We start from the raw sequence: 23,440 nt of genomic DNA on the forward strand, positions 1-23,440 counted from the left end.
CTCCTAAGGTTTTTGTCTTGCGTTGTGGGTTGCAATGGTTAGCTCTGCCTGGCGGCCGGCGAAAAACATGCGATCGCCAAAATCAGGCTTTAGCACGCGCCGCGGGCCAAGTTTGCGGATTTCTGTAACCGTCGATAATTGAGAAGCGCCATGGCACAGCACATACGCCGGCTTGCCTAGCATGTGCGGGGTGCGCACGATTGAGCCGTCCGGCAGGTCCATGGGTGTGGATTCCGATTGCCAGATTTCCGCACCTTCAGGGGTGCGCAGGCTGTAACACATCTCCTTACCGGAACCCATTGCGCGTAGCGGGAACATTCCACGTTCACCAGTAACAACATCGATACACTCGACTAAATCCCCCGGCTGTAGGTCTCGCACGTAGCGGCCATCCGGCAGCAAGGTGTCATAGTCTACGCACCAGGGATCTGTCGGTATGGTCCCGCCGCCGCCATTCGATGGGGTCGTGATTGTCCCTACATAGCGTCGGTGGGTATTTGCAGCCAGGACGGTAAAACTTGTGGTGGCCTTATAAGTTACTGCGCCGCCTTCATAACCTTCATCATCGCAATACACATAATATTTTCTGGAAAATGACAGGCCGGTAATGCTGCCGCTGTTATAGGAGACCGCCCCAAATCCATACTGCACGGTATGCGAGGCAACCGTAATTTTCGCAGTAGAGCCGTCATCTCTCGCGGTAAGCGGCGCGCCCCCGCTAGTGATGGAAGAGATACCGGACTGGATATGAGGAAGGCTACGCTGTTCATTGATAGCGCCTTTTTCATTAAGGCCACTGAGATATGCAGAGAACCCACCCAATGGCCGCGGATTTTGGTAAATACCACCGCTTTTAACGACTTCCGATCCAGAAAGGAAAATCTCTCCGATAATCAGCTTGTTCTCTATTGATGAGAAATAGCCGCGCTTGGTTGTTGAGCTGGCGCCATCGTAATAGTGGTATCTATAGGCTCCGCGCTCAATGGATACCGACAAGGCCGAACCCGCTGAGATCCAAACTCCATCCGTATCGGTGACGATATAAAACAGGCCTCCAAGACTTGGATTTAATTCCACCGGTGGAATTTTTATCCGCTTGCCACCCCAGTAAAACCAGCTCGGCAGAGTGCCAACGGGGTTGCCATTGGCATCAAAGCCACACAACCGCGCTTCCCCCGGACTGGCATTATCGCCCAGGCTCGAATTGCTATTGATCTTTAAATAAAGGCCGTTGCCGGTGGGCTCAACCGTATCGATGCGCACATAATCAATCAGGGTCGCCCCTTTCTTGGTCGCGTCGTAGTTGGCAATAATCATCGGCGTGAACTGCCGAACGTTCGCCTGCAGCTGGGCCGGCTGGGCTATGGTGTTGTGCCCCACTGTGGATTGGTAGCTGGCATTGCCGCTTGTTCGGCCCTGAAAGTATGCGGTGTATTCTTTCCAGCCCACACCAGACGCCTTTACACCAGGCGCAGCGATATAATGGGAGCCCGAATGCGTCTCACTGCCGCTGGCATTGACCCGCTTGCCATCTTTATCAAAGCAATTAATACCCAGATACAGAGAGCGGTCTGCATCGCCACCAGGTCCCATTAATACTCGAAATTTAATTCGATAAAGCTTGTCAGCATCAAAAGGGAATCGCTCTTTATACTCAAGCCAAGCATTAGAGGCCTTGTCATCCTGTCCAATGCGCAACACATTGCCACCAGTCACGTGTGCATCAGAACTTGAATGTACTTGATAGGTATAGCCAGCCGGCGAACCGGTATAGACCACCCAATCATCGGCAGCCGTGGTATCGGTAAACGCCTCAAAAAATACAGAGCCCGAAGCCTGCTGCGCGCGCAACTGTGCCTTGCGTACGCTTTGCATATTGCCGATTAAGATACCGTCATCGGTGAATTGTCCGCTGGCCTCGTCATAGCCAATGATATTGCGGGTAGCGTCAAAGGCTTTGGTGCGCGTCGCCTCCGCTACGGCACTATACAGCGCTGTTTTCTGGTCGTAGGCGTAGGTCCAATTGCTATCAAATAGGGTGCGGCTTACCGGGGTATTTTCCTGGCGGTTATCCCAGGCCGGGGTTAACCCTTGCAGATAGCTTGTCAGCGCGGTCAAAGCATTCGTAAACGCCGCCCGTTTGGCATCGAGTGCAGTGCCGAAATTGCTGGCCAGCGCATCCAGCTTCACTTGATCGTTTATTAACTGGTTGTATTCGCGGATCAGCTGCAGTTTTTCATTGATATGAAGAACGCCGTCTGCAGAGATATTGCCGAGATCTTCAAGGGCCTCTTGTGCATCGACCTTGGCTTCCTCTGCAATCTCAAGCGCAGCCTGTAAGTCTGGGTCTAGCGCGGGATCTTCTGGATCTGGATAGGGTGTGCGGGATTTGGGCACAAATAATACGCGTGCGGCCGCTGTGCCTAAGCAGGTGCCCCCCTGGCCGGCAGTACCGGGGCTGCTCGGGCTGCTGCCATAGCAGGCCACTATGCGGCTATTGGTCAGCACCGGCATGGGGTTTTGGGTACCGTCCACTAATAAAACAATACCGCCAGGCGCACCACCGCCACCACTACCGCCGGGAATCTTCTGGATACCAGTTCCCAGACTGCCGCCACTGCCATTTCCCCCAGAGGTATTAATGGTTCCACTCACACCCAGGGCGATACCCCGTGCGACGATTACCAGACTCGCCCCACCTTGCCCGCCGGAACCACCGTAGCCGCTATTTTCATAGCTCTGATCGCCGCGCAGGTAGTAATAACTATTTCCGCCACGGGCGCCGCCGGTACCGCGCATATCCTCGGGGATACCTTGCAGCTCTCCGCCATTATTCTCAATATTGAGCGGTGGCATGACGGAATTGCGACCGACCACAATTTGGCCGCGAATACGGTTGTACATAGTGCGGTTGGTGGCGCCAATTCCAGATACCCGCCCACCACCACCGCGACAAGAGCCCAGAAAACCACGCCCCCCATTACTGGGAACCCCGCGCAAAGTACCGTCTATTTGCAGAACGCCGCGCACATGTAATTCAACATTGTCACTAACAAAAAGTGTGCGGCCTGCGGGGATGGTTAAGTCTCCCAGGTAATAAAATATCGTGCGGCTGTTATCCGCACCGTATAGAGTGCCGTTAGCGGTGAGGAAGCCACTGGTATCGATAGCGAGGCCGGCGGCGGTCATCTCGGTGCCCTCTGCGCTATACCAGCTGTCGGGAAGCTCTCCGCTGGAGCTGCTGCCGCTGGGCTGGTCGGGCACCGCTGATGCAGGCTGGTAGCTGCCAAATAAATCGACCGACACTGCTCCGCTGACCTGATCGACATTGAAGCGCTGTACTTCCATGGCGCGATCAAGACTGTATCCATCGAGGCCCAAAGTAGGCAGTAGGCGGATATAGTCCACGTCAAAGGACCAGTCAGCTACCCAGTTGCTACCAATATCCCAGCGAATATATTCGATCGTATTACCGGTCCAGCTGGTGTTACCCGACAGATCAAGGGCTATTTCATACCAAGTATTCACCGGCAGTGTGTTCAGCCGATCAACTTCACCCCTAATATCCACATTGTGATAGGTGCTAGTGGCGGCATCGCGCCAGAAAAAATTAGATCCCGCAGGAATAGGCTCGGCACTGGTGCGGCGTAGGCGAATTTTTACATAGGGAACATCTGCGCCAGTAAACTGCTCAGCAACAGGAATGCCGCGAACAAAGTACGGGTCTTGAGCCTTGCAAGTAACAGAGAGCACACCGCCGGCAGTGCTGGTCTGGATTTTGGAACCCTCACCAATGCCAGACCACCCCTCTTTTCCGCTGCTGAAATTCCACTGCAGCGGCCGATCTCCGCGAATACTGTGATCGCGCAATTGCGGCAGGCTGACCCGCACGATATCGCCCACTTCCAGATCGTTTTTGCTAGGTAATAATCCCAGGCGCAGAGTAAGGGGAGGCCCGGCGAACCGATCGCGCAGGGCATCAAAGGTATTTTTAAGGGTGGTATAGGTATGCCGGGAATTGTGCAGTCCCCGAAATTTCAGAGCGAGCGGCTTGGCCTCGCCATGGGTCGCAATAGAGTCCGCATCAATGAGGTTGTTGGAGCGCAGGAATTTGCCATCGAATCCCGGCTGCTCAAACCAACTCCACTGCACCGAGAAGGCATTCTTTACCCCGGCTAAGTTGTATTTGAGTTCGCCCAGGCTACTGACATCAACAGGACTGATGGTGGCCACTGTACCGGATTCAGCCAGCACTCCAGCCATACGGCGAAACCCCAGCTGGCCGGCGGCATTGACTGGCATAAAGGCACCGAGCAATAAATTGATTTCGGCCTCGATAAACTTTTTGCCGTCGGTTTTTTCCAGGCCATCAAAGCGCAGGATCTTGCCTTTGCGGTGGTCACTGGGCTTGTACCAGTCGGCGCCAATATTTTCGAACTCATCCAACACCACAAAGGCGGGATCTATGCCCAGGTGCCAGTTGCTGGGCAGTACGTTATTGGTGCCGAGAATCTTCCCGGTCAGCAGTGCATAGGCAAGCTGGGGGCCAGGGCCTTCCAGATAGACAAACTCCTCCACTTCAACGCCACTCTCATCGCCGCTGTCTTCTGGCAAGGCATGGTCTCGGGCAAAGGTGCCGAACAATCCACGAGTACAGCCGGTGAAACTATTCCCTGTTTTCCCGGTGGCTCGCACAATCTCGAAACCGTCCTGATATTTAATCTTCAGGTAGTAGACCGATTGGTTAGGGGCATCACCATAAGCCGCGGTATGGGGATTAGGTTCAAAATAACTGGTATCGAATACCCACAGGGTGCTACTCGATTTAGGGAAATTGGCAGCCAGGCGTGTGCTATTGGGCACAAAAATATCGCGGCGCATCTCTCGCTGAATATCCCGGCAGCGCACTCGGTAAACACCCTCGGCGTAGCTAATGGATTCCTCGGCAATCTGGGTTTGCTCCAAACGGAAATCATCCCAGTCGAGCCCAGCAAAGCCTTGGTACAAACGTACTGTGCGGCCCTTGATACCGTTCCCTTGTTCCAACTCATCACGGAGCACATAAGAAAGTTGCGCACCGAGATCCACCACCTCAAAGGAGATAGCCCCAATCTCTGCGCGGCCCTGCTCGGGAATTATTCTCTGGCTGGTGGCACTGCATTTTTTCAGTGCACCAAGCACGGCATTGGCAGGAAGACTGGGAATATCGTTGTGACTGGTGATATACAGCGGCAGATCAAAACCAATCTCAATCACCAGGCGCAGCTCCCGCTGTGCTGCCTGGTTGTGCAGGTCAAAAGTTTCTGAGTTATTGCGCATAGTTAAGCCATGACTTGAACGGTAGTAAAAGAAAAAATAAAGCGGCCGTCTTTCTCGCGCTTTTCTTTGAAGGATTTGTATTTCAGTTGAACTTGTTGGGGAAAATCAGGCGTGTCAGCAGTGCCGTAAGCATCGAAGCTGAAGAATTCACCAAAGGCACAGCTTCTTTTGAACTCTCGCCAACGCGCTAACTCTGTATGGGTGAGGCTTAGCGGTACTGTCTGACAAGAATATTCCTCTTCGAGGCGGTAGATTGTGTATTCCGTTCTACCACTGAGCGCCTTGTGTTCCTTTCCCTCCGGTCGGTCGTTGCAGTCATAACGTTTTAGCTTGGCTTCAATTTTGTAATTACTGCCATCACCCACCAATAAGCGTGTAGGTGTGTATTCAATAAGCATGGTCAACCCCTGAGTATTTGCGCTTGGCGACTATCCTCGGGGATTGCCACTAAATCCTGCTCTGCAAACATCGTTGTTAATTTATCGGCAATGGTTTGTGCGTTATCTCCGATTAAATCGCCTTGTATCGTCAGGTTCACAACCGTGCCAGGCTGTTGTGAATCGCCCTCTACAAAACCGTCATCATTAGAAGCGGCAAAGCTCTCCGATGGTGTGCTCGCTACCGCACCTCCAGTACTCACACTGGAAGCGCTAGCGCCACCATCAAAGGAAGCACTTTTGATTTGAGCAATTTGAGCCGCGCCAGCTGCAGCCATTGCGACCGCTGCAGGAATACCCCATGGGTAACCACCGCTGTTGTTATAGGATTCGATTATTGCACTCGGGAGGGTTGCGGCAGCTTTGGCCAGACTGAGCGCTTTCTGAATCTTGAAGAGTTTTTTACTGCCGGTATTGGAGATACCCAGCATCATATCCATCGCACCGCCGAACGCCTGCCAACGGTTCTTGCTGCTGGCCTGTTCGAGCTTTTCCCGCTGCTTAGCGTGCTTACCTTCCAGCAGAGTAAGCTTGCGCTCATAGTCATCATGATTGATAAGTTTTTTGGCGTAGGCCTGATCCAGCAGGGCCATTTCTTCATCCTGCTGAACCTGCAGCTGTTCCATTTCGGTGAGCCAGGAAAGCTGGAGCGTTTCTAAGCGTGCAGTGATTCGCTGGCGCTCCGCATCGGTTAGGCCGTCAGCCCCGACTTGACTGCCTTCCCCGCCATCATTGGCTGACCGTGACTGCTCTTCTGCCAGCGCCATTTGATAGCGGGCCTTCTCACGCTCAGAATATTCCGCCCTTAGCGCTTCAATGGATTCGAATCCCCGCTTTGTCAGTTCCTCCTCGGCAACCTGAAGCGCGGCGATTTGCTGTAGCCTCTGCTCGTGGTCGAGTTGGATTTTTCCTTGTTGGTCAGCCAGGAATTGATCCAGCTGGATTAACTGAGCACCACCGGCCTCTTCCGCCATGGCACGCTGTTGGGCGATACGATCGCGGTCCGCCTGCTCCCTGGCCGCTGCGGCAGCCTCCTCGGCTCTCCGCTCTTCCTCCTGCCGCTTTTTCTGTGCGGCTATTTGTGCATTCTGCAGTTCGTCGAGCTGGCGCCGTATTTGCTCCGATTTGTAGCGATGGATTTCTATCTGGACCTGAACACCTTCGGCTTCTGCCTTGGCCAGAAGATGCTGATGCGAAACATATTGGCTGTGCAGCTTGGCAAATTGATTGCGCTGCTCTTCTTCCTCAGTGGGGGCAAGCCCTCGGCGCAGGGTATTCACTACCCCGGTGAGCTTCTGAATGCCTGCCGTGGCGACACTGGTAGAGCCGCTGGTTTCACTGAGGCCTTCCAAAAACTCCTGCCAGGCCTGCCCCAAAGAATCAGTAGCACCGGTGAGACCACCGGCTTCAGCCGCACCCGCGCCACCCACCTGCTGCTCCAGCTTGAGCAATATCATGCGCTGGGCTTCCGCCACACGGCCAGACTGCTCCAGGGTTTTAATCTGCTCTTTTTCTTGCTCGGTAAAACTAACCCCGGCGCGCTTCAGGGCGGTCAAGCCAGTTGATGGCTCCTCTAAGGCCTTACCGAGCTGCAACGCTGCACTCTTGGTATCGCCACCCATCACAGCCGATAAATCCTGACTCAGCCGGATAGCATCATCGAAGACAGGCCCCTGCACGCCCTTAAAGGTTATGAGCACACCTTGGGCTTCACGAATGCCGGTGACACTGGCCAGGGTAGCGCGGGCAACCGATCGAGCCTGATCATCCAGTTGCTGTGCAGTGCGGCCGCTAGCACTTCCCGTGGCTTTAAGGAGCGCTTCGATTTTGAGCTGCTGCCGCTCCATCTCCTCGCCAGCGCGAATGCTCTGATAGAACACCGCAGTCACACCGGCAACCCCTGCCCCAAACAATGCCCAGCTGCTGGCACCGCTGGTCAACAGGCCATTAAGCGCACCGACTCGACCAGAAACACCGCCCAAAGGACCATCGATAGTGGCGACCCCTTGGGCGGCGCCACGCATGGAGCGGCCGAACACATCCCCAGCGGCACTGGTGGATTTTATTTCACGGGTGAGTTGTTTATTGCGCTCGGCCGCTTGGGCCATCTCCCGCTTGTACTGGGTGGAGCGTAGCTCCAGGTTCGCCACCATGGTGGCCATGGAAGTTTGTTTTGCCATTGCTCAGCTCATGGAATTCCAGATTGCGATTTGCTGCTGCACGGTTTTGGGCTTGTGCGGCTGAGGTAGGAAGTTAGAGACTTTGCCTCCCAGGGTGCCGGCGGCAATGTGGGCTAGCTGCCACTGCTGGACTTCGGCGTAGAGTGGTCGCTCCGAGTGATATTCATACCAGTGGTCAAACTCAGTCGAGCTCATAGAGCGCAACATATTGAAATAGTCGGGACGATTAAAATCCCGTGCGAGCTGCCGGGCAAAGTGAAAACCCGGCACTAGCCTTTTTTTTCGGCTTCCTCGCTTTCTGTTTCACTATCCGCTTTTTCAGTTTGGACATCGACGAAAAGCCCGGACAGCTTGGCAGCAGGGATATAGAGCCGGTCAATCAACTTAGGAGTAACGCTGCGGATTAAGCCCTGATGGATCTGCTCCAGTGATGCCTGGCAATCCGGCTTCATCCAGATGGCATAGGCTACCAACAGCAATTTTTTGCTCACCTCCCCTGCACGAAACGCCCAAAGCTGGCCAAAGTTTTCCAGCTCAGTTTCAGGCAACTCCTCCCCCTGTGGTAGCGGAATATCTTCGGTAGTTTTCTGCAGATATTCACAGCGGTGGTAAGCGCTCAGCTCAAACAACTCTACTTCCTGTTGGCCAAATACAACGGTTTCGGATTCTAAAATAGGGGTAGGAACTAAATTCATTGTTAGCTGCCTGCGGTTACTGTGGGTTTACCAGAGATTTTGAACTTCACGGTGCGGGTAATCTTGTCATCCTTGGGCACAGCCTTACCCCAGCCGGTAATATGGCCGGTGATTTTCACCGTGGTACCTTCAGGATATTCAATCTGGTAATACTTATTGGTATCGGAGTCGTAATCAGCACGCAGAGCCTGCTGGCCGCTATCTGTCTCTTTCCAGATCAAAGTAATTGAAACCTCGCCGGCATCACGTAGCCCTGATGGGTCATAGTCCATATAGCCACTGGTGCCATCAATCGGCGTCATTTCAACTGAACCGCGCGACTCCTCACCGGGATCAATATCCAACATGCCCGCTACTGGCGTATAGGAGCTGCCATCATCACTGCGGGAAAATTTTGTTTTATAACCTTGTGCCATAGCTAAGACCTTATTGGGTTGTTGAGTTAAAGGGCTGAGGGTTCGGTGGAATACTGGGCCCTGTAGGTCAATCGAACCTCGCCCAGTGGGTGATCCTGATCCAAGGCAAACTGGGTTTGGCTGAGTAGGAATAAGTCACAGCTGCCACCCATAGAGGCATCCTGCAATGTGCTCTCAATATCCGCAGCCGCCTGATCCAGTGCGACATAAATGTCTCCGCTGCTCTTCACCACAGCGGCAATAGTGAGATCTAATTGCCGACTGGTGCCGCCATGCATTTCGTGTTCTGTGTTTTCGGTTGCAAAACCCACCACAATCGCCGGTAGCTTTTTTGGATCGATTTCTTCTGTGGTGCCAGGTGGTGGAAATGTGTAGCTGGATAAAGTTTGCAACTTGCTTAAAACGGCATCACGGATTGCCATGCGTTGGCTCATCGGAGAATCTCCGGGGAATATTGGGCATAAAAAAGCCCGCTAATGAAGGCTTGGATAACAACTATGAGTTTTTATTGACCGCCTTTTTAATCACTATCTACGATTAAAACGGTCATGCAAAAAAAATAAAATGGCGTTTTATGGTAAAGCCTTAACGGTCGCAGCATGCGCAGCTATGTAGTAAAATCGACGCCGAAACAAAAGCCGTCACTATACCTGCGTTTGTTATACACTTTTAAAACTATCTATACAGAAGATACATGACCTATAGGGTCCACTGTATATACGTTACATAGGCTGTAAGTAGAGGGAAAAATGATTTTCTATTCTGTTCTGCCCTACACGCAACACTTGATACAAATAGCTGCTTAGATCTTATCCTACAAGAAGTAACAAATTTATCTTGATACACTTACGCTTCAAGCATATACGCACGCAAGCGTATCGGCATACTTTAAAGTGCACGGTGCGCCAAGGAACTACGCATGCCTAGCATGCAGCTTTTGCCAATAGCTCCTTAATATAATGAATAGTTGGAGAGTTTATATTCCGCATGGAGTTTAAGTAGATCCGACTCGACCCTTTAATAAAGATCTTCAAAATTCCCTCGTTAACCTCATCCATCTGTGATTTTGTGAGCTGATTTCGATTGTTTATAACTTCTCTCCAATATACCCAACATGCCCTCTGATAAGACTGCCAGATAAATACTTCTTCAGTGGTGAATTTGGCAGCCTCAAAAAGCTCTTCTTCAGTTTCAATTCCACCATCAATTGCACAAACAGATTCGGATTTACTTAGGACAGACGCAAGCTCGGGAGTTTGCACTGGGACCAAATAAATCTCTCGGAGAAAGGCATAGCGAGCTTGCTGAAGAGAACGTTTAAACTGATTTTTTGCCTCTCTGACCTCAATAGAAAGAAGTACCAGAGTTATTACCAGTATGACGATCCCAAGACACTGTGCAATTGCTCCAATAGCATCCCAGTTCATTTATTCACCGCTCTCCGTGACATCAAGAAAAGATCCTCAATTGCAATATAGAATTTATATAGCGTTCCTCATAACCACTGTCCAGAATCTTTATTTTTCTTTAAACCTATTCACTCAAAAGTAATTTTTACTGAAATTTTATGGGCTAAAGATAATAACGAGCAGACTGATCATAATTCCTAAATTACTCAGCGTCTTTTTCTACTTCAAAATCAATACCCTCCAAACAACCCCATCATCTGACAGTCGCTTGCGCACCCTATATTCCACGCCACCAAGGGTAATCACCGCTGCTGAGCTGTAAGCCCCTACCTCACTCACCAGCAGGCTCAACTCGATACGTGGCACCCGTACTCGCTCATCATCTTCGAACTCGTCGATCTCCTGATCTTTAATCACGCTGCAAGCAATTGGCTCAGCACCGCTACCCTCTGAATAAGTAGCGGGCTTGCCCCATTTGCGGAACGCCCGCTCTGCGGCTCGTTGGTCCAGATCCATGCTTCACCTAGGCCTTCACGGTGCCTGGTACGCCGGTAAACTTGACCGCTAGGCTGGTAACGCCATTACCGGCAGCCTCTGCGGCAAAGGCGGTGGGGCCGGTAATATCACCGGTTGCGGCTGTTGTGGCGCTATCGTCAAAGGCTGCTGCAGAGATATCCCAGGTGAGGGTTTCCCCCTGACTGATCTCTGCGGCGGATACCTTGGGTACACTAAACACACCTTCAATAGCGATCACACCAGACTCACCCACAGCGATATCATCCATCGCCACACCCAGTACTGCACCTACTGCTAACACTTGGCCAGAGGTAATCAATGCACTGGTGCTGTTGGTGAAATCCAGCATGCGCCCGTCTTTTACAAAATTAGTAGCCATTCTCTTTCTCCCAATTGAGTAAGTTACTTAAAGCAAAAAGGCCGCGATGTGCGGCCCTGTTCGGATTCTCTAAGGTTTGCTTCGGTTTGAGCTGGGTATTAGGTCTTAGGTGTTTTCACCATGCCTTTCGCATCCCAGGCTTTCGCAGCGGCATCGAGGCGGACTTTGAATTCCACCCCATCAATACTCCAGCCATTTTGCTCTTCTAGGACTGGGGCTTGCTGGCCGTCCAGGTAGAGTACTTCGATAGTGTCATGCACTACCGGATCTGCTTTGAGGTACCAGCCATTGTGGCCACTGAGGCGTGCATCAGAGAGCACTTCAGCAATATTGCGTACGCTGTTCGGCGTGGTGTTGTTTTTGGTGGATGCACCCACTTCGTACTCAGATTCCAGGGCAACCTTTGCGCTACCCTCATCAGCAATATCACACAGCAGGAATTTGGGGCGGATATTTAGGAAAGCGGTACCGTCCTTCTGTTTACCCATCAAGACCCGTGCGGCATCGATACTAGCTGTATTGATACCTGCCTTAGTAGCTAGGTTGCCATGGTCGGTATGGAATAAGGCCTTGCCATCGGCCATATTGGGATTATTGAGCAGGATGCTGAATACAAGATCCCCCACCGTGCGCACGGCAGCGAGGCCCATCTTTTGTGGAATACGGGTAAATGCGCTGAGATCATCGTTAATGATGGCTTGGCGGGTAATAGAAAAGAGTTCACCGTAAGTAGCCAGTGCGGCTGTCTCGGCACGCTCTCCGATACTCACATATTTAAATTCTGCCCCCGGTGCCACTCGGCGGAGTGAGGGGAAACTGCCCAGGTCCGTGCGGGTGGTCAGTTTAAAGTCACTGAGGTTGCCGACGCTGGTAAAGCGCGGGAAGATCTCTTGTGCTTCTTCATAGCCTTTGAGCATAGATTTATTGGCGATATTGCCGAGGACAGTCGCGAAGTCGCCAGAGCTATGGGTAAACGCTGCGGCAACCACGCCCATCCGATCCAGGCCGGATAAGCTCTGCCCGTGGGCCTGCATCAAAATGCGAGCAATCTCCATCATGGTGTAGCCGCTGAGTTCATTGCCCTCTGTATGCTTTTCACCGAGTGCACGCACGGCAATGGCATTTTCAGCATCCGCCTTGAGGCGTTTAATGCCCTCACCTTCCTGTACTACCACGCTGTAGCTTTGCACTGGAGTTGGGGTTTGATTTCCCAGAGATGTGAGTAGTTTATCTTTGGCCTTTTCCGCGGTGCAGTCCATATCATCCAGGCAGGATTGCATTACGGTGCTGTGTGCTTCGAAGCCCTTAAAAACGGCTCTGATAGTGTCTTTGCGCTTTTGCTCATCCGCTGCGAATTGTGCTCTGGCATCGGCGGCAATCTGCGCTTTCATTTCTGGGGTAACCTCGGTCGCAGCGGTTGCAGCTGGCGTGGTGGAGGTAGGTGTAGTCATGGCTTGCGCCTCCTTGGTCTGGTGTGGGTTGTCTGCAACCGCAGACTGAGTAGATGAATTATTGGAAGCTGAAATATATTTTGTGATAGCAGCGGTAAGCTCAGAGGAATCCCCTGAACCGTTCACCAATATGCTATGGGTTACTTCCGCAGCGCTTTGAGTGCGGATCGCTTCAGGTGTGTTTTTGAAAGCCGATACCAAGGATTTACTAGCGCAGGCCTGCATCTCTATTGCTTCGGTGGTGTCACTGGCAAAACCTGCAGCTACCGCTTCCTCGCCGATATACCAAGTCTCCTCATCCATTAATGGTAAGAGCTGTTCAGTATCTAACCCGGTTGCATCAGAATATTCACGAGCCATCACATCGCGTACTCTGGCCAGTAAATCGCGGGCCTTTTCCATAGCCCGATAATCTCCCGACGCACTACGGGCTGGGTTATGGATCATGAAGTAGCCGTTTGCGGCAATGTGCCTTTTTTCAGGCTTTGCTGTGAGGAACAGAATGGTTGCCATGCTTGCACAGAGCCCATCAATCCAGCATTCAATTTCGGCTGGATGTTCCTTCAGTAAGGTATACATGGCAGTACCGTCATACACGCTACCACCGGGCGAATTGAAACGTAGATTAATCTTGCTGATATTGCCCAGTGTGCGTAGATCCCTAGCAAATACACTTGCAGGGATTCCCCAGGCTCCGATCTCGTCATAAATAAAAACTTCAGCTACGCCATTAGACAGGGCCTTCATGTCGTACCAGGATTGATCAGGCATAAGTCATTCCTTCTCGGATTCAGTTTCTTGTACGGGGACCGCAGTGCGTTTGCTTGGGGTGGTGATTCCGTTCTCTTCCAATTTCCTCTGCCAAGCAGCGGTTTGTTTAACAACGTCATCGGGTTTTTTGCCTCGGCGACGGATGGTCTGCTGCGGGCTGGCCAGAAGATTTTCCAGCAGGGTTTCATCAGCGCTGGCTTCATGGGCTGGATTAATCCAGGGCATTACCGGGGTAATAAAATCGACATTCATCAGAGTTGCCGGATCAACATCAGCCGGCACCTGAAAGGCGTCAGCCAGTAAACCCATCTGAACCCAACGCCGGGTTACCGGCTCCACAACTTCTTCGCAGAATTCCAAGCTGAGGGTTTCGTAATTAACCCATTGCTCTACCAGCTCCTGACGCTGTGCGCTGTAAGTGCCGTTGTAGTTTTTGCTGATACTGCTAAAGCTGGCCATGGTGCCGGCGGCAGTCATACGGTGCATGGTTTCCAAAAACGGGGTTAGCAGACCGCTTGGGCGATTGCTCTGGATGGTGCCGACAGATTCCCCAGGGCGTAGATCGTCGTAGATAGCACCAGCGCGAATAGCCAAGGTGCGATTTCCTTCATCGTCTCTGTCATCTGGCTTGTAATCTTCAGGGCCACCTTTTTGAATAAATCCAACCATAGCCGAGGCGATCTTAGCGGCGACGCGCTCGTTTTCTTCATAGTCTTTAATATCGTTAAGGCGATTCATCACCGCAGCAAAGATGGAAACCCCTCGGGTTTGATGTAGCCTGCGTACAAACTTAAGGTGCTCAATATTTTTGGCACTATGGAACCTGCGCTTCATACGCCAGTTCAAAGAGGCACCAGGGTGCTCGTCGTACAACCAAAAGCCCGCGGGCTCGCCCCAGGCAGACTTTTGTATGCCCTGAACAATACGCTTACTGGGGTCGCTGTAACCGACCGGTAAGAAATCCGGCTCCAGGCACTCGATGGTGTAAGGCACATTGGTGCGGTGCTTTAAGCCAGGTACTGTGCCCTGCAGGTGCCTAAGTAGGGTTTCCCCGTCCCTCAGCCAGGTATTACATAAAAGCCGTTGAGATTTGCCCCAGCTGAACTGACGGGTACATTCCGGGCGCCGCGCCCATTCTTTATGGGCATCATTCATTTGGCTAGCTAGACCGTCATGGATATCGCCTTCCCAAGTTTTGGGTTGGAATTCCACATCGATCCCACGCGGGCCGACAATGTTGTTTACCAGAGTGGTGAGAATGCCACAGGCAAAATCATGATTTTGCTCCAGGTGCCGGGCTTGACCTCTTAGGGCTTCAAGGTCCCCCTCAACCACCAGATCCCCGCTGCGGTTATCACCAGGGTTTTTTCTTGTGCGGCTGGGGCGTGTGGCCTCGTAGGCAGCAACCACTTCTAATGCCCGGCGAGCCTGCACACGGCGCAAGGCTGCCTCGGGCGCAAAAAACCCGATAACAGAATCCAGTTTGTTCATTAGTAGAAATTCGCGTAGGCGGGCCCGCAGCGTTTACCTGCAGCCTTGAGTTTTTCTTGATATGCGCGGCGCTCCCACTCCTGACGGCCTGCGCGGATTTCCTGCAGGTTCTCTGCCGTAAATTGGCGACCGTTTATCACCGTGGTTTTACCGGCGAGCACGTCTATTTCGGCCTCAATATAGAGGCCGACCATGGCTTGTGCGGTTTTAGACATTTAACTATCCAGTAAGGAGCCAACAGGCTGTGCTGGCCGGGGTGGTTTTCTAGCAGATTGCTTGGATGCTGGGGGTTGGTCAGGTTCACTAAACAACGTGCGCTGGCCTAGACGTGCCTCAAGAATTGACCATTTTTTCTCAGTCTTTTTTTGCACTTCCATGGCATAGGCCGCGTGTAGGGCATAGACCTCAGTATCTAGCCCTTCATTACTCTTTCCAGGTCTTTTCTGCCAAACTTCCCTTCCTGAATATTTTTTGCTTGGAGCTTTTACTTCAGCGGTGACCTGCTCCCAGTAATCCTGACGCACATGCTTGCAGCTATGCATATAGGCGCTGGTGCCTAACAATCGCCTAGCAATTAGATCCTTAGCCTTGTGGGTGCCCACCATGTACAACTTCACTTGATGGCGATCTGCTTTAGTCGTGCGTGTTGGATTACTAACCTCAGCTTTCCTAGGATGTGAAAATATTTCTTTGCTGCCAAAGTCTCTACTATCGCCTTTAATTGCCATCACCAGGACGCGGCGATATTTTTTTTCTCTAGTTCTTACCCATTCATACACCGCGCCGCTGGTAGTACCATCAGAGGAATCGATACTGACTGCAGATGCGTAAATCTCACCAAAGCGCTCATGCTTGAAGCCTTGGAAAACTAACTTGTCCAAGGCATCCCAGCAGCTATCGCGCTTATCTACCGTGTCGCCATCGATTTCGCCCCAGTACATTTGCCAGCTCTCTTCATTACGACCAAATGCGCGGATGGTGATGGCAAGCCGGTCATGCTGAACATCAATACCGACAGTTACCAGTAACCCACCAGCCGGACAAAATAGTTCTGGATAGTCTTCCGCAGTTTCTTGCAGTTTTTCATGATCCAGCAACCGGTTGGCCGCATATTTATAGGGCCTGCCTAACTTGTTGTTTTGGAATACGATGCGCGCAGATTCATCGCCGCTTTTGGCTTCGTGTTCGGCTTCCAAGAAATCCCTGACGACCTCCGCCAAGCCAGTACCAGGGATACACACATAAAGCTCTGATAGCTCCATAAAGGTTTCTATCGATTCGATTTCATCTTCTGCAAAGTCCTCGCCGCATTGGGTTTTGACCCAGCCGGCAAAGTCATCGCCATTTTCCCGCGCGGTTTTACAGGTCTGTAGAATATTGGCCTGGCGGCGGTAGTCATCCCAAGCACTGCCACATTTAGGACAGGTATAAACGGCGGTTTCTGGCTGATTCAGGCCGAATACCGGGTGCGGTGTGCCGCCCTCTTTCTCCAACCAACTGACGTTTTCCCAGTCCAGCACATGGGACTCACCGCAGTCGTGACAGGTCACCGGTAGCACTCGCATGGTGCCGAGCTTGGTGTAGTGCTCCACTTGGGAAAGATCAGCAACTGCCGGCGTGCCACCAATAATCAATTTCTTATTGCGCATCCGTTTTAGACGTTCACGCAGGTGGCGAATGGAATCGCCCTGATCACCGACGTCTTTGTTGGTATCGTCCGGCTCTTCCACATAGCCACGCTTGGCAGTGGTGGATTTAACATTAGAGACGGAATTAGAACCGACAGTACGCACTTCCCCGCCAGGGAATACTTTTCTAGTAGATCTGTTGCCTAGCTTGCGACTAGTGGAGACATCTATCACACGCGCTACATTCGGCGAGCCCTCAACAATCTTCACAAACTTTTCGTCCATGAAGTTCTGGCCTTTTGAATCCTTCGGAAAGAGCATCAATACCCGTGCGGGATCAGTCACCGCCACCTTACAGATATCTGCCGCTAGCAATACCGTCCAGCCAATCTGCGCCGCTTTTTGCATTACAACCATCCAGGAGACTTGGCTATCGAGCGCGTGCATTACACCCCAGAAATAGGGCACAAAATCTACTCGGTAATAGCCAGCGTTATCGCTATCTTCGGATGGCAACTTGATATTTTCTGGCAACCACTCGATCAGCGGAATCTTAGGCTGCGGTATCCAGGTCTGGCGTACCTCCTTCACGAGCCTCTTTAGATTCAATCTCGTAACCGCCAATAGTTCTGAGGGCAGCGTCAATGTTTGGCTGTAAGGGTTCTCTGTTGACGGTAATGGCATACTGACTTTCGATAGCAATAATGATGCTTTCTACCGCTCCTATAAATTCATTCTTTCCAATAGTGGACCACTCCACCATCGCTTTGCGCGTTGATTCGACATCAAGGATTAATTGATCGTCTCGATACAGCTCGCGCATTTTTAGTTTTGCATTAACTTCAGACTCAATCGCTTGGGCCATATCGCGACGGTTTCGGGCCTCATTCGCCTGGCGGCCTGCGGCCTCGGTTCGCAGTCGCTCGCAGTATTCATGAAGCCAAACTTTGTAACTGGCACCTACGGTAAAAACCTCTGCCTTGTAGTGTTTGGCAATAGCAGGTTGCGAAGCGCCAACTAGGCGAGCAAAGCCCGACTGAGTGGCCTGATCATCAAGAGAGATATCACCAGCCAAGGTATAACCCCCTAGGAAATTTCAGATATCTGTTAAAAAAACACGGTCCGAATTACCCGTGTGTTGGCCCCCTCAGGAGGACCCGTTCAACGTCTTTTTGCGGTCGCAATCGCATGGTCCATGGCCTTATCCAGTTCAATCGGCAAGTGACGCCGCGCTATACCTTCAGCAATACGGAGGAAAGGGAATCGCTTGCGGTAGTCAGGCTTTCCCTTGAGGAAAATCAGGATGGGCTTAACCGTTGGCCGGCGTTTGCCGCCTGCCCTCTTCCAAACGCCTAAGACACCATTAACTTTGCCAACGAAATATTTCCCCTTTTTACCCTGCGCACTGCCTCCCACACTTGTAGAGCCAGGGTTGCCCCGTAATTCAGCCAGGATTTTTTTATAGGTTCCGACCGAGATATTCCCATGCTTGTTTAATCTCGCCGCCTCGCCATGTACCACATACATACCAGCAGGTAGGACACCCATGTACCGTAAGGCACGCTCAAAGCGCTTGTCGTTTCGGTTCACATCCATGACCGACGGGGCCAGATATTTACTCGGTGCAGTTCCGTTGAAAACCTGATCACGGATAAAGACTTTGGCAATACCTGAACGCTTCGTGGCTTTCTTTACCAATACAGAGTTCAGCGTTAACTTTGCCGGGTTTGTAAATACACGCCCCATCGCAGAGCGCTCTTCTCCCCGTATACGAAAGGCCACGTTATTTAGGGCAACCGAACTGGCATAAGGTAATTGCTTTTTTAATTCAGCAGATGCTCGATCGAACTTTGAAGTATCCAGCTTTACACTAACCTGCATCAGGGTTCCTCCTGCTGCCTTTCCTGCAGCTTCAAGCGCTTGTGGTTGTAATACCAATTCACAATGAACCCACCCAAAGCAATCAAAAAACCACCTACCGCCAATATCTCTTGTGCTGCATATCCACCAACTACAGCAGTACCCGCAGCAACCGTAGTGGTTGCACTGGCGACTTTCTGAACCATCGCTTCCCTCGCTGCCTCTTGAGCTACAGTGTTCACCGCTTGACCTCACTTACCCACGACTTCACGAAATAGAAACCGATGATGATGCTGTAAGGCTGCACAACCACATCAACCAGCAGGCCCTTTAGGTCTGCTACAAAAGGCGCTTTGAAAGCCATGGCCGCCGCAATAAATAAAACCAACAGCGCCCAAACCAAGGTCACCAGAAAGGCAATTAATCGTCGTGCCCGGTTCTGCGGCTGCGTGGCTTCCAGGTATTTGAGATACCAACGGGATTTTTCCTCATTGGTAAACCACACCGCATCCACGGCATTTACCGTGGCATCCAGCACCTTGCCCGCAGACTCGGGGCCAGCAAATAAACCCTTAACTCCAGACCAAATACCCATCACGGATACTCCGGCACATAGTGCGTAATTGTCAGATAAAACTCAGGCGGCAACAGCTCTCGCAACTGCTGCATTGCCTTGCGGGATTGCATCACCCACCAGCCACCGGGAGCCAGGCCAGAACCAATACCAATACAGCCCTGCACATCCGCCGAATAATTAGCGGTGTGGATCAATATTTTTGTTCGGCCAGGGACTTCCTGCAGCTCCCACACATTGGGGAACCTAAGTGAGTTATAGGGATTACAGGAATAAACCCCTTCAGGAATACAGCTCTCGAACGGACGATTCCCCAACCACGGGCGCTCTACCGTATAAAACACACAGTCGCGCACTCTCAGCCGCCCCAATGTGGCATCTGGCCCATAGGCGAATCGCGTTAATTCAAACATGAGGTATTAGCTCCCGGGTTTCGGGCACAAAAAAACCGGCTCAAGGGGCCGGTTTAGGAAGGTATTCTGTTCGCCGAATCACAAAACTCGGCAGCGTTGCAGATATTAGTGTGCGCACGTGCGCAATGTCAACAGCCATCTACTGAATTAAAAAACAGTTATGCAGCATCACGCGCCAAATAAAATGCCTCAATCGTCCCCTCAATAACTCGACACATATTTACCACCCAGGTTTTACCTTGACCGAGCTTTTTACACACATCAGGCATTTCCCACCGATAATAATATCTCAACCAAAAAACCAGCCCCTCCAATTCCGCCTTCTCCTTGTCCCGGCGTCGAGTAATTGTATTCAAATAGGCCAGTACCACCGCATCCATTCTGTCCGCCCTATTCCAATCAATTAATGCGGATGTCCCTTGTCCCTCACAAACCATCCCCTTGTGAAATGCCGCCATACGAGGCCAAGACACAGAATCCCCCGCTCTCTCAGGGTATGCCCTAGCCCATTCCCACAGCAGTTCACGAATACCTAATTCTGACATTACGAATACCCTCTTCTCGACCAACTAACTCACCAACCAATCCCTATCACGCAGCCACCTGAAAACTATCGAAGTGCTCCTGAAAAACCTTCCTCGCCACATGCAAATTATCCCGGTGGAAAGTCCCCAAATAATCCTCATGCACCTCTCGGATTTTATTTTGAGTCACCACCGTATGAGCAAACACCAAATCCACCTGGCGCGGATTATCCGTGCGGAATGCCGCTAATGGCCTGCTAGCTGCAGTAGTTAAAATTCGCTCTTTGGCTTCTGTGATAGTCACAACGGTCATAGCTATCGCTCCTTGATGTTTCGTGTTTACCAGCTGGTGTCTGACAAGATTTCTCCGATTGGACGGTCTCGTGTTCGCAGCTGGGGCGCTGAGCGCTGTGGAGGAATAAACCTTTCTCGCCTCACCCAATTGCGCCACACCGCCAACCAATCGCACCGCACCCCCTGCTTGCCCGACTGAGATTTCCAGTAATCACCAAAGCTGGCCGCGATATCGTAGATCTGGTGTATCACCTCAGGGCGCACCTTGGCCGCCTCATCGTAAAATTCCCTGGTTAGCTGCCAATCATCGGGAAGACGTGTCCCACGCTTGGATCGCGGGGCTTGCTCCTGGCAAACAGCAACCGCTCCCCTCTGCTCACCCTCTCTCTGGTTATTTTCTAGAGTGGTTACTTTCTTAGTATCTTTACTTTCTTGTGTTCGAAAATCCGTATCTGGATTATCCGTATCTGGGTTATCCGTATCTGGGTTATCCGTATCTGGGTTATCAGGAAATGGATCAGAGCCCCCTTCGAAACTTCTGGGTGAATCCGAAATTTCATAATCAGTGCCGATTATTTTACCCTTCTCATCACGCAGGGTAATACGCTCGCAATAACCGACCTCAATCAACTCGCCCAATAGCTTATAGATTTTCCCCCTGCCCTCCTGAGCCTCTTTGGCTAGTGCCGAAGGAGAAACCTCCCAATGATCAGGCTTTGATAACAGATGCAGCAGCAAGCCGCCTGCAGCAAAAGAAATACGGCGATCGCAGACAACGGAATTAGCAACCACCAAATAATTTGAAGACGGCCGAGCACTTCGACGAATCATGCAGCAGCCCCCCCGAAGAAAAATGAATGGGTCATTTTGTTTTTACCTATCCTTGATTTCACTATTCGTGCATAGCGAACTACACCCAACAGAAGCACCAAAGGCGCAGAGAATTGAGAGCCGGTCTTTCCCGGCTGTCAGCGGTCTTTCCCGCCGTCCTCAAAGCGGGCCGGCTTAGCGTCCCTCACCGGCCCTTCCTGTGGTTATTTGAGATAACCCTGTACAAATCCCCATATACCGCAATGAATTAATCCCAACCTTCATTCACCGCAGAATGGCAGGACAATAAAATGGGGATTTGAAAATGATCGTTATTCTGGTTTCAACGACCAATCCTCATGGGCTTAACTTGCCTGCTGGACTTCTGTAGGTACTTCAGAATCATTCTCAGAATCCAAAGGCGAGAAAATGTCAGGGCGAAGGCTCTCCTTGGAGACAACACCATTTGTCAGAACATCAATCTGTAAAGCCCGAGTAACGGGTACACCTCGGTTTTTCCAGTGGCTAACGGCCATAGAAGTAACTCCAACCTGCCCGGCCAGCACCCGAGCGGAACCAAAGAACTTGATTGCATCATTGATTGCTTCAGACATGCTTAGAACCCACTTGTTTACACTCAGAGTATAAACATGTGGGTTCTGTCCGTGCAATAGGTGCGCGTGTAAACTTCGTGGTTATGGAAAAGAAACGTTCAGAAGAATCAAAGATAAAAGGGGCCGAATTTGAGCGCCTTGCACGAAATGCAGGCATCAAATGGGCTGACCTTGCGCGTGAACTGGGCGTGAATCCGCAGTCAATAACCCACTGGCGGAAGCGAGGGGTTTCAGCCCCGCACTCTGTTCGGGTTGCTCAGCTACTGAACTGCAAGCCAACAGATATCAGCTGGGTAGCAGAATCTATCGCAGACTCCACGATACAAGGTATCCGTGCCGCAAATTTTGATTACCTCATAGAGCGCTATGGGGAATCTGCACTTGAAGATAAATTGTCTGTTATAGATCGAGGCACAGCACTTAGCATCATGCGACAGTATGAGCATCTTAGCTCTCGTGCTGCACGTAAAATTGAAACTGCTCTCAAGCTGCCTCAAGGGGCTCTGGATTACCCCCAAGTCCAAAAGATTCTGGAAACCTCACCAAAGTATGATAAAGCAGACAAAGAGCAGCTGCCAGAAGAGATCCAAGAGTTGATCCTATTGATCAAAGAAAAATCCAAGGAAGGGTCCTTTACTGCGGAGCACGCTGCTGTACTTAAAAGCAACCTGCTCCTCATGGTCAAATAGCAAATACTCTATACTTCAGCTTTGAGACTCATGGATTGCCTTTTAACCATATACTCTAATGCAGCCTTCTCAGCTGGATGAACTGTTTTTTGTGTATCCACAATCTTTTTACAACAGTCAATCAAAAGATCGATATCAATTTCCTGGGCTTTCATCACTCGGCCAACTGCCAATTTGAATGATTGCAGTGACGGAACGTCATAGCTACGAAGTACTTTATCAACCATTTCAAAGTTAACCCGATCATCAGAGACAAGCTTTCGTAAGTACTCTGCTATGACAATTGCCTCCCCTTTTTTAAACTGACCGTCAGCCTTTGCAACAAAGTAAAGGATTTTTAAGACATCTAAAAACTCCAACTCAAGAGTGTCAATAACCCTTTCTGGGGACAACTCAAATTTATCGATCAGATAGTCTCTAACATTAGAAATACACTCTCCGGTTTCCAAATCCATACACTCTGAGATGCGATCAATCCGGAAAGTACGAGTAGCTCTTCGTAATTCACAGAAACCTATGACCATACCGCCAGATAGCAACTCATCGAATTTTTTTACCTTAACGGATCGAGTCGTACTGTTCCCGTCGCCATCTTTATAGTCAATCTGCAAATGAGCATTGACCTTTATTGGCGCAGTAGCACCCCAAAAACCGCCTTCCCAGGCATCATAATCTTCACCAGAATCTATTTGCTCCTCAGAAGAAGTTTCCACCGTTCGCTGATAGCTACCTTCAAGACGCTCATTTTCACGTCGAAAGTTTTCTTCATGTTCAGCCCGAGCCCGAACAAAACGGTAACGTAACCAAACAGCGAACAGCACCCCACCCAGAATAAGAAACTCTTGAAATCCCATAAAAACACTCCTTTGTTTTTCTAGCATGAGATTAAACATAAATTATCAAAACTTATATAACCCACCTGTTGACAACAAATAACCCACATGTTTATTCTTGCATCATCAAATAACCA

Annotated in this window: 25 protein-coding genes; 1 reads left to right on the forward strand and 24 read right to left on the reverse strand. The window is 51.0% G+C overall.

Annotated features, from left to right (window positions below; all coding sequences use genetic code 11):
* Window positions 1–3: 3 nt before the first annotated feature.
* The 23 genes from ACJJI0_RS05375 to ACJJI0_RS05485 all read right to left on the reverse strand — a co-directional run bounded on the left by ACJJI0_RS05375 (window position 4) and on the right by ACJJI0_RS05485 (window position 21,781).
* Complete coding sequence (locus tag ACJJI0_RS05375; protein ID WP_444885002.1) at window positions 4–5,319, reverse strand: Hint domain-containing protein; 5,316 nt, start codon at window positions 5,317–5,319, stop codon at window positions 4–6.
* Window positions 5,320–5,321: 2 nt separating this feature from the next.
* Window positions 5,322–5,717: a hypothetical protein gene (locus ACJJI0_RS05380; RefSeq protein WP_444885003.1), complete on the reverse strand. Its 396-nt coding sequence runs from the start codon at window positions 5,715–5,717 to the stop codon at window positions 5,322–5,324.
* A 2-nt stretch (window positions 5,718–5,719) separates the two neighbouring features.
* Complete coding sequence (locus ACJJI0_RS05385; RefSeq protein ID WP_444885004.1) at window positions 5,720–7,936, reverse strand: hypothetical protein; 2,217 nt, start codon at window positions 7,934–7,936, stop codon at window positions 5,720–5,722.
* Window positions 7,937–7,939: 3 nt separating this feature from the next.
* Window positions 7,940–8,206, reverse strand: coding sequence for a hypothetical protein (locus tag ACJJI0_RS05390; protein ID WP_444885005.1), 267 nt, complete (start codon window positions 8,204–8,206; stop codon window positions 7,940–7,942).
* Window positions 8,206–8,631 carry a phage minor tail protein domain-containing protein gene (locus ACJJI0_RS05395; protein ID WP_444885006.1) on the reverse strand — a complete coding sequence of 142 codons (426 nt, stop codon included), beginning with the start codon at window positions 8,629–8,631 and terminating at the stop codon, window positions 8,206–8,208. The genes ACJJI0_RS05390 and ACJJI0_RS05395 overlap by 1 nt, the downstream gene beginning before the upstream one ends.
* A gap of 2 nt (window positions 8,632–8,633) precedes the next feature.
* Window positions 8,634–9,047 (reverse strand): phage tail tube protein, encoded by a 414-nt coding sequence (locus tag ACJJI0_RS05400; protein WP_444885007.1) that lies wholly within the window; start codon window positions 9,045–9,047, stop codon window positions 8,634–8,636.
* Window positions 9,048–9,073: 26 nt separating this feature from the next.
* Entirely contained in the window at window positions 9,074–9,481 is a 408-nt protein-coding gene (gene gpU / locus ACJJI0_RS05405) for a phage tail terminator protein (RefSeq protein ID WP_444885008.1), read from the reverse strand.
* Between the two features lie 489 nt (window positions 9,482–9,970).
* Entirely contained in the window at window positions 9,971–10,474 is a 504-nt protein-coding gene (locus tag ACJJI0_RS05410) for a hypothetical protein (protein WP_444885009.1), read from the reverse strand.
* A 201-nt stretch (window positions 10,475–10,675) separates the two neighbouring features.
* A complete protein-coding gene (locus tag ACJJI0_RS05415; RefSeq protein ID WP_444885010.1) occupies window positions 10,676–10,972 on the reverse strand; it encodes a head-tail joining protein in 297 nt (98 codons plus the stop codon).
* A gap of 7 nt (window positions 10,973–10,979) precedes the next feature.
* Window positions 10,980–11,351, reverse strand: coding sequence for a capsid cement protein (locus ACJJI0_RS05420; RefSeq protein ID WP_444885011.1), 372 nt, complete (start codon window positions 11,349–11,351; stop codon window positions 10,980–10,982).
* 98 nt (window positions 11,352–11,449) lie between these two features.
* Window positions 11,450–13,573, reverse strand: a complete 2,124-nt coding sequence (locus ACJJI0_RS05425; RefSeq protein ID WP_444885012.1) for a ClpP-like prohead protease/major capsid protein fusion protein — start codon at window positions 13,571–13,573, stop codon at window positions 11,450–11,452.
* A gap of 3 nt (window positions 13,574–13,576) precedes the next feature.
* On the reverse strand, window positions 13,577–15,064 hold the full coding sequence (locus tag ACJJI0_RS05430; protein ID WP_444885013.1) for a phage portal protein: 1,488 nt from the start codon (window positions 15,062–15,064) through the stop codon (window positions 13,577–13,579).
* Window positions 15,064–15,279, reverse strand: coding sequence for a DUF6148 family protein (locus tag ACJJI0_RS05435; RefSeq protein ID WP_444885014.1), 216 nt, complete (start codon window positions 15,277–15,279; stop codon window positions 15,064–15,066). The genes ACJJI0_RS05430 and ACJJI0_RS05435 overlap by 1 nt, the downstream gene beginning before the upstream one ends.
* A complete protein-coding gene (locus ACJJI0_RS05440) occupies window positions 15,280–17,283 on the reverse strand; it encodes a terminase gpA endonuclease subunit (protein WP_444885015.1) in 2,004 nt (667 codons plus the stop codon). It lies immediately after the preceding gene.
* Complete coding sequence (locus ACJJI0_RS05445; RefSeq protein ID WP_444885016.1) at window positions 17,246–17,767, reverse strand: hypothetical protein; 522 nt, start codon at window positions 17,765–17,767, stop codon at window positions 17,246–17,248. The genes ACJJI0_RS05440 and ACJJI0_RS05445 overlap by 38 nt, the downstream gene beginning before the upstream one ends.
* Before the next feature lie 86 nt (window positions 17,768–17,853).
* Window positions 17,854–18,573: a hypothetical protein gene (locus tag ACJJI0_RS05450; RefSeq protein ID WP_444885017.1), complete on the reverse strand. Its 720-nt coding sequence runs from the start codon at window positions 18,571–18,573 to the stop codon at window positions 17,854–17,856.
* Window positions 18,573–18,794, reverse strand: a complete 222-nt coding sequence (locus ACJJI0_RS05455; protein ID WP_444885018.1) for a holin — start codon at window positions 18,792–18,794, stop codon at window positions 18,573–18,575. Before ACJJI0_RS05455 ends, ACJJI0_RS05450 begins: the two co-directional genes overlap by 1 nt.
* A complete protein-coding gene (locus ACJJI0_RS05460) occupies window positions 18,791–19,147 on the reverse strand; it encodes a hypothetical protein (protein WP_444885019.1) in 357 nt (118 codons plus the stop codon). Before ACJJI0_RS05460 ends, ACJJI0_RS05455 begins: the two co-directional genes overlap by 4 nt.
* Window positions 19,147–19,539 (reverse strand): DUF5675 family protein, encoded by a 393-nt coding sequence (locus tag ACJJI0_RS05465; RefSeq protein WP_444885020.1) that lies wholly within the window; start codon window positions 19,537–19,539, stop codon window positions 19,147–19,149. Before ACJJI0_RS05465 ends, ACJJI0_RS05460 begins: the two co-directional genes overlap by 1 nt.
* 158 nt (window positions 19,540–19,697) lie before the next feature.
* Complete coding sequence (locus ACJJI0_RS05470; RefSeq protein WP_444885021.1) at window positions 19,698–20,084, reverse strand: hypothetical protein; 387 nt, start codon at window positions 20,082–20,084, stop codon at window positions 19,698–19,700.
* Window positions 20,085–20,130: 46 nt separating this feature from the next.
* Entirely contained in the window at window positions 20,131–20,376 is a 246-nt protein-coding gene (locus tag ACJJI0_RS05475; RefSeq protein WP_444885022.1) for a hypothetical protein, read from the reverse strand.
* 26 nt (window positions 20,377–20,402) lie between these two features.
* Window positions 20,403–21,188, reverse strand: a complete 786-nt coding sequence (locus tag ACJJI0_RS05480) for a hypothetical protein (RefSeq protein ID WP_444885023.1) — start codon at window positions 21,186–21,188, stop codon at window positions 20,403–20,405.
* 344 nt (window positions 21,189–21,532) lie between these two features.
* Window positions 21,533–21,781, reverse strand: a complete 249-nt coding sequence (locus ACJJI0_RS05485; RefSeq protein ID WP_444885024.1) for a transcriptional regulator — start codon at window positions 21,779–21,781, stop codon at window positions 21,533–21,535.
* Between the two features lie 83 nt (window positions 21,782–21,864).
* On the opposite strand from ACJJI0_RS05485, the gene ACJJI0_RS05490 reads away from it, so the two are divergent.
* The gene (locus ACJJI0_RS05490; RefSeq protein WP_444885025.1) at window positions 21,865–22,470 is read left to right on the forward strand and encodes a helix-turn-helix domain-containing protein; all 606 of its coding nucleotides are present in this window, start codon (window positions 21,865–21,867) and stop codon (window positions 22,468–22,470) included.
* Window positions 22,471–22,478: 8 nt separating this feature from the next.
* Here ACJJI0_RS05490 and ACJJI0_RS05495 read toward each other — a convergent pair whose 3' ends face one another.
* Complete coding sequence (locus ACJJI0_RS05495; protein ID WP_444885026.1) at window positions 22,479–23,324, reverse strand: hypothetical protein; 846 nt, start codon at window positions 23,322–23,324, stop codon at window positions 22,479–22,481.
* Window positions 23,325–23,440: the final 116 nt, after the last annotated feature.

The organism is Microbulbifer mixtoriginis (SeqCode), assembly GCF_052466695.1.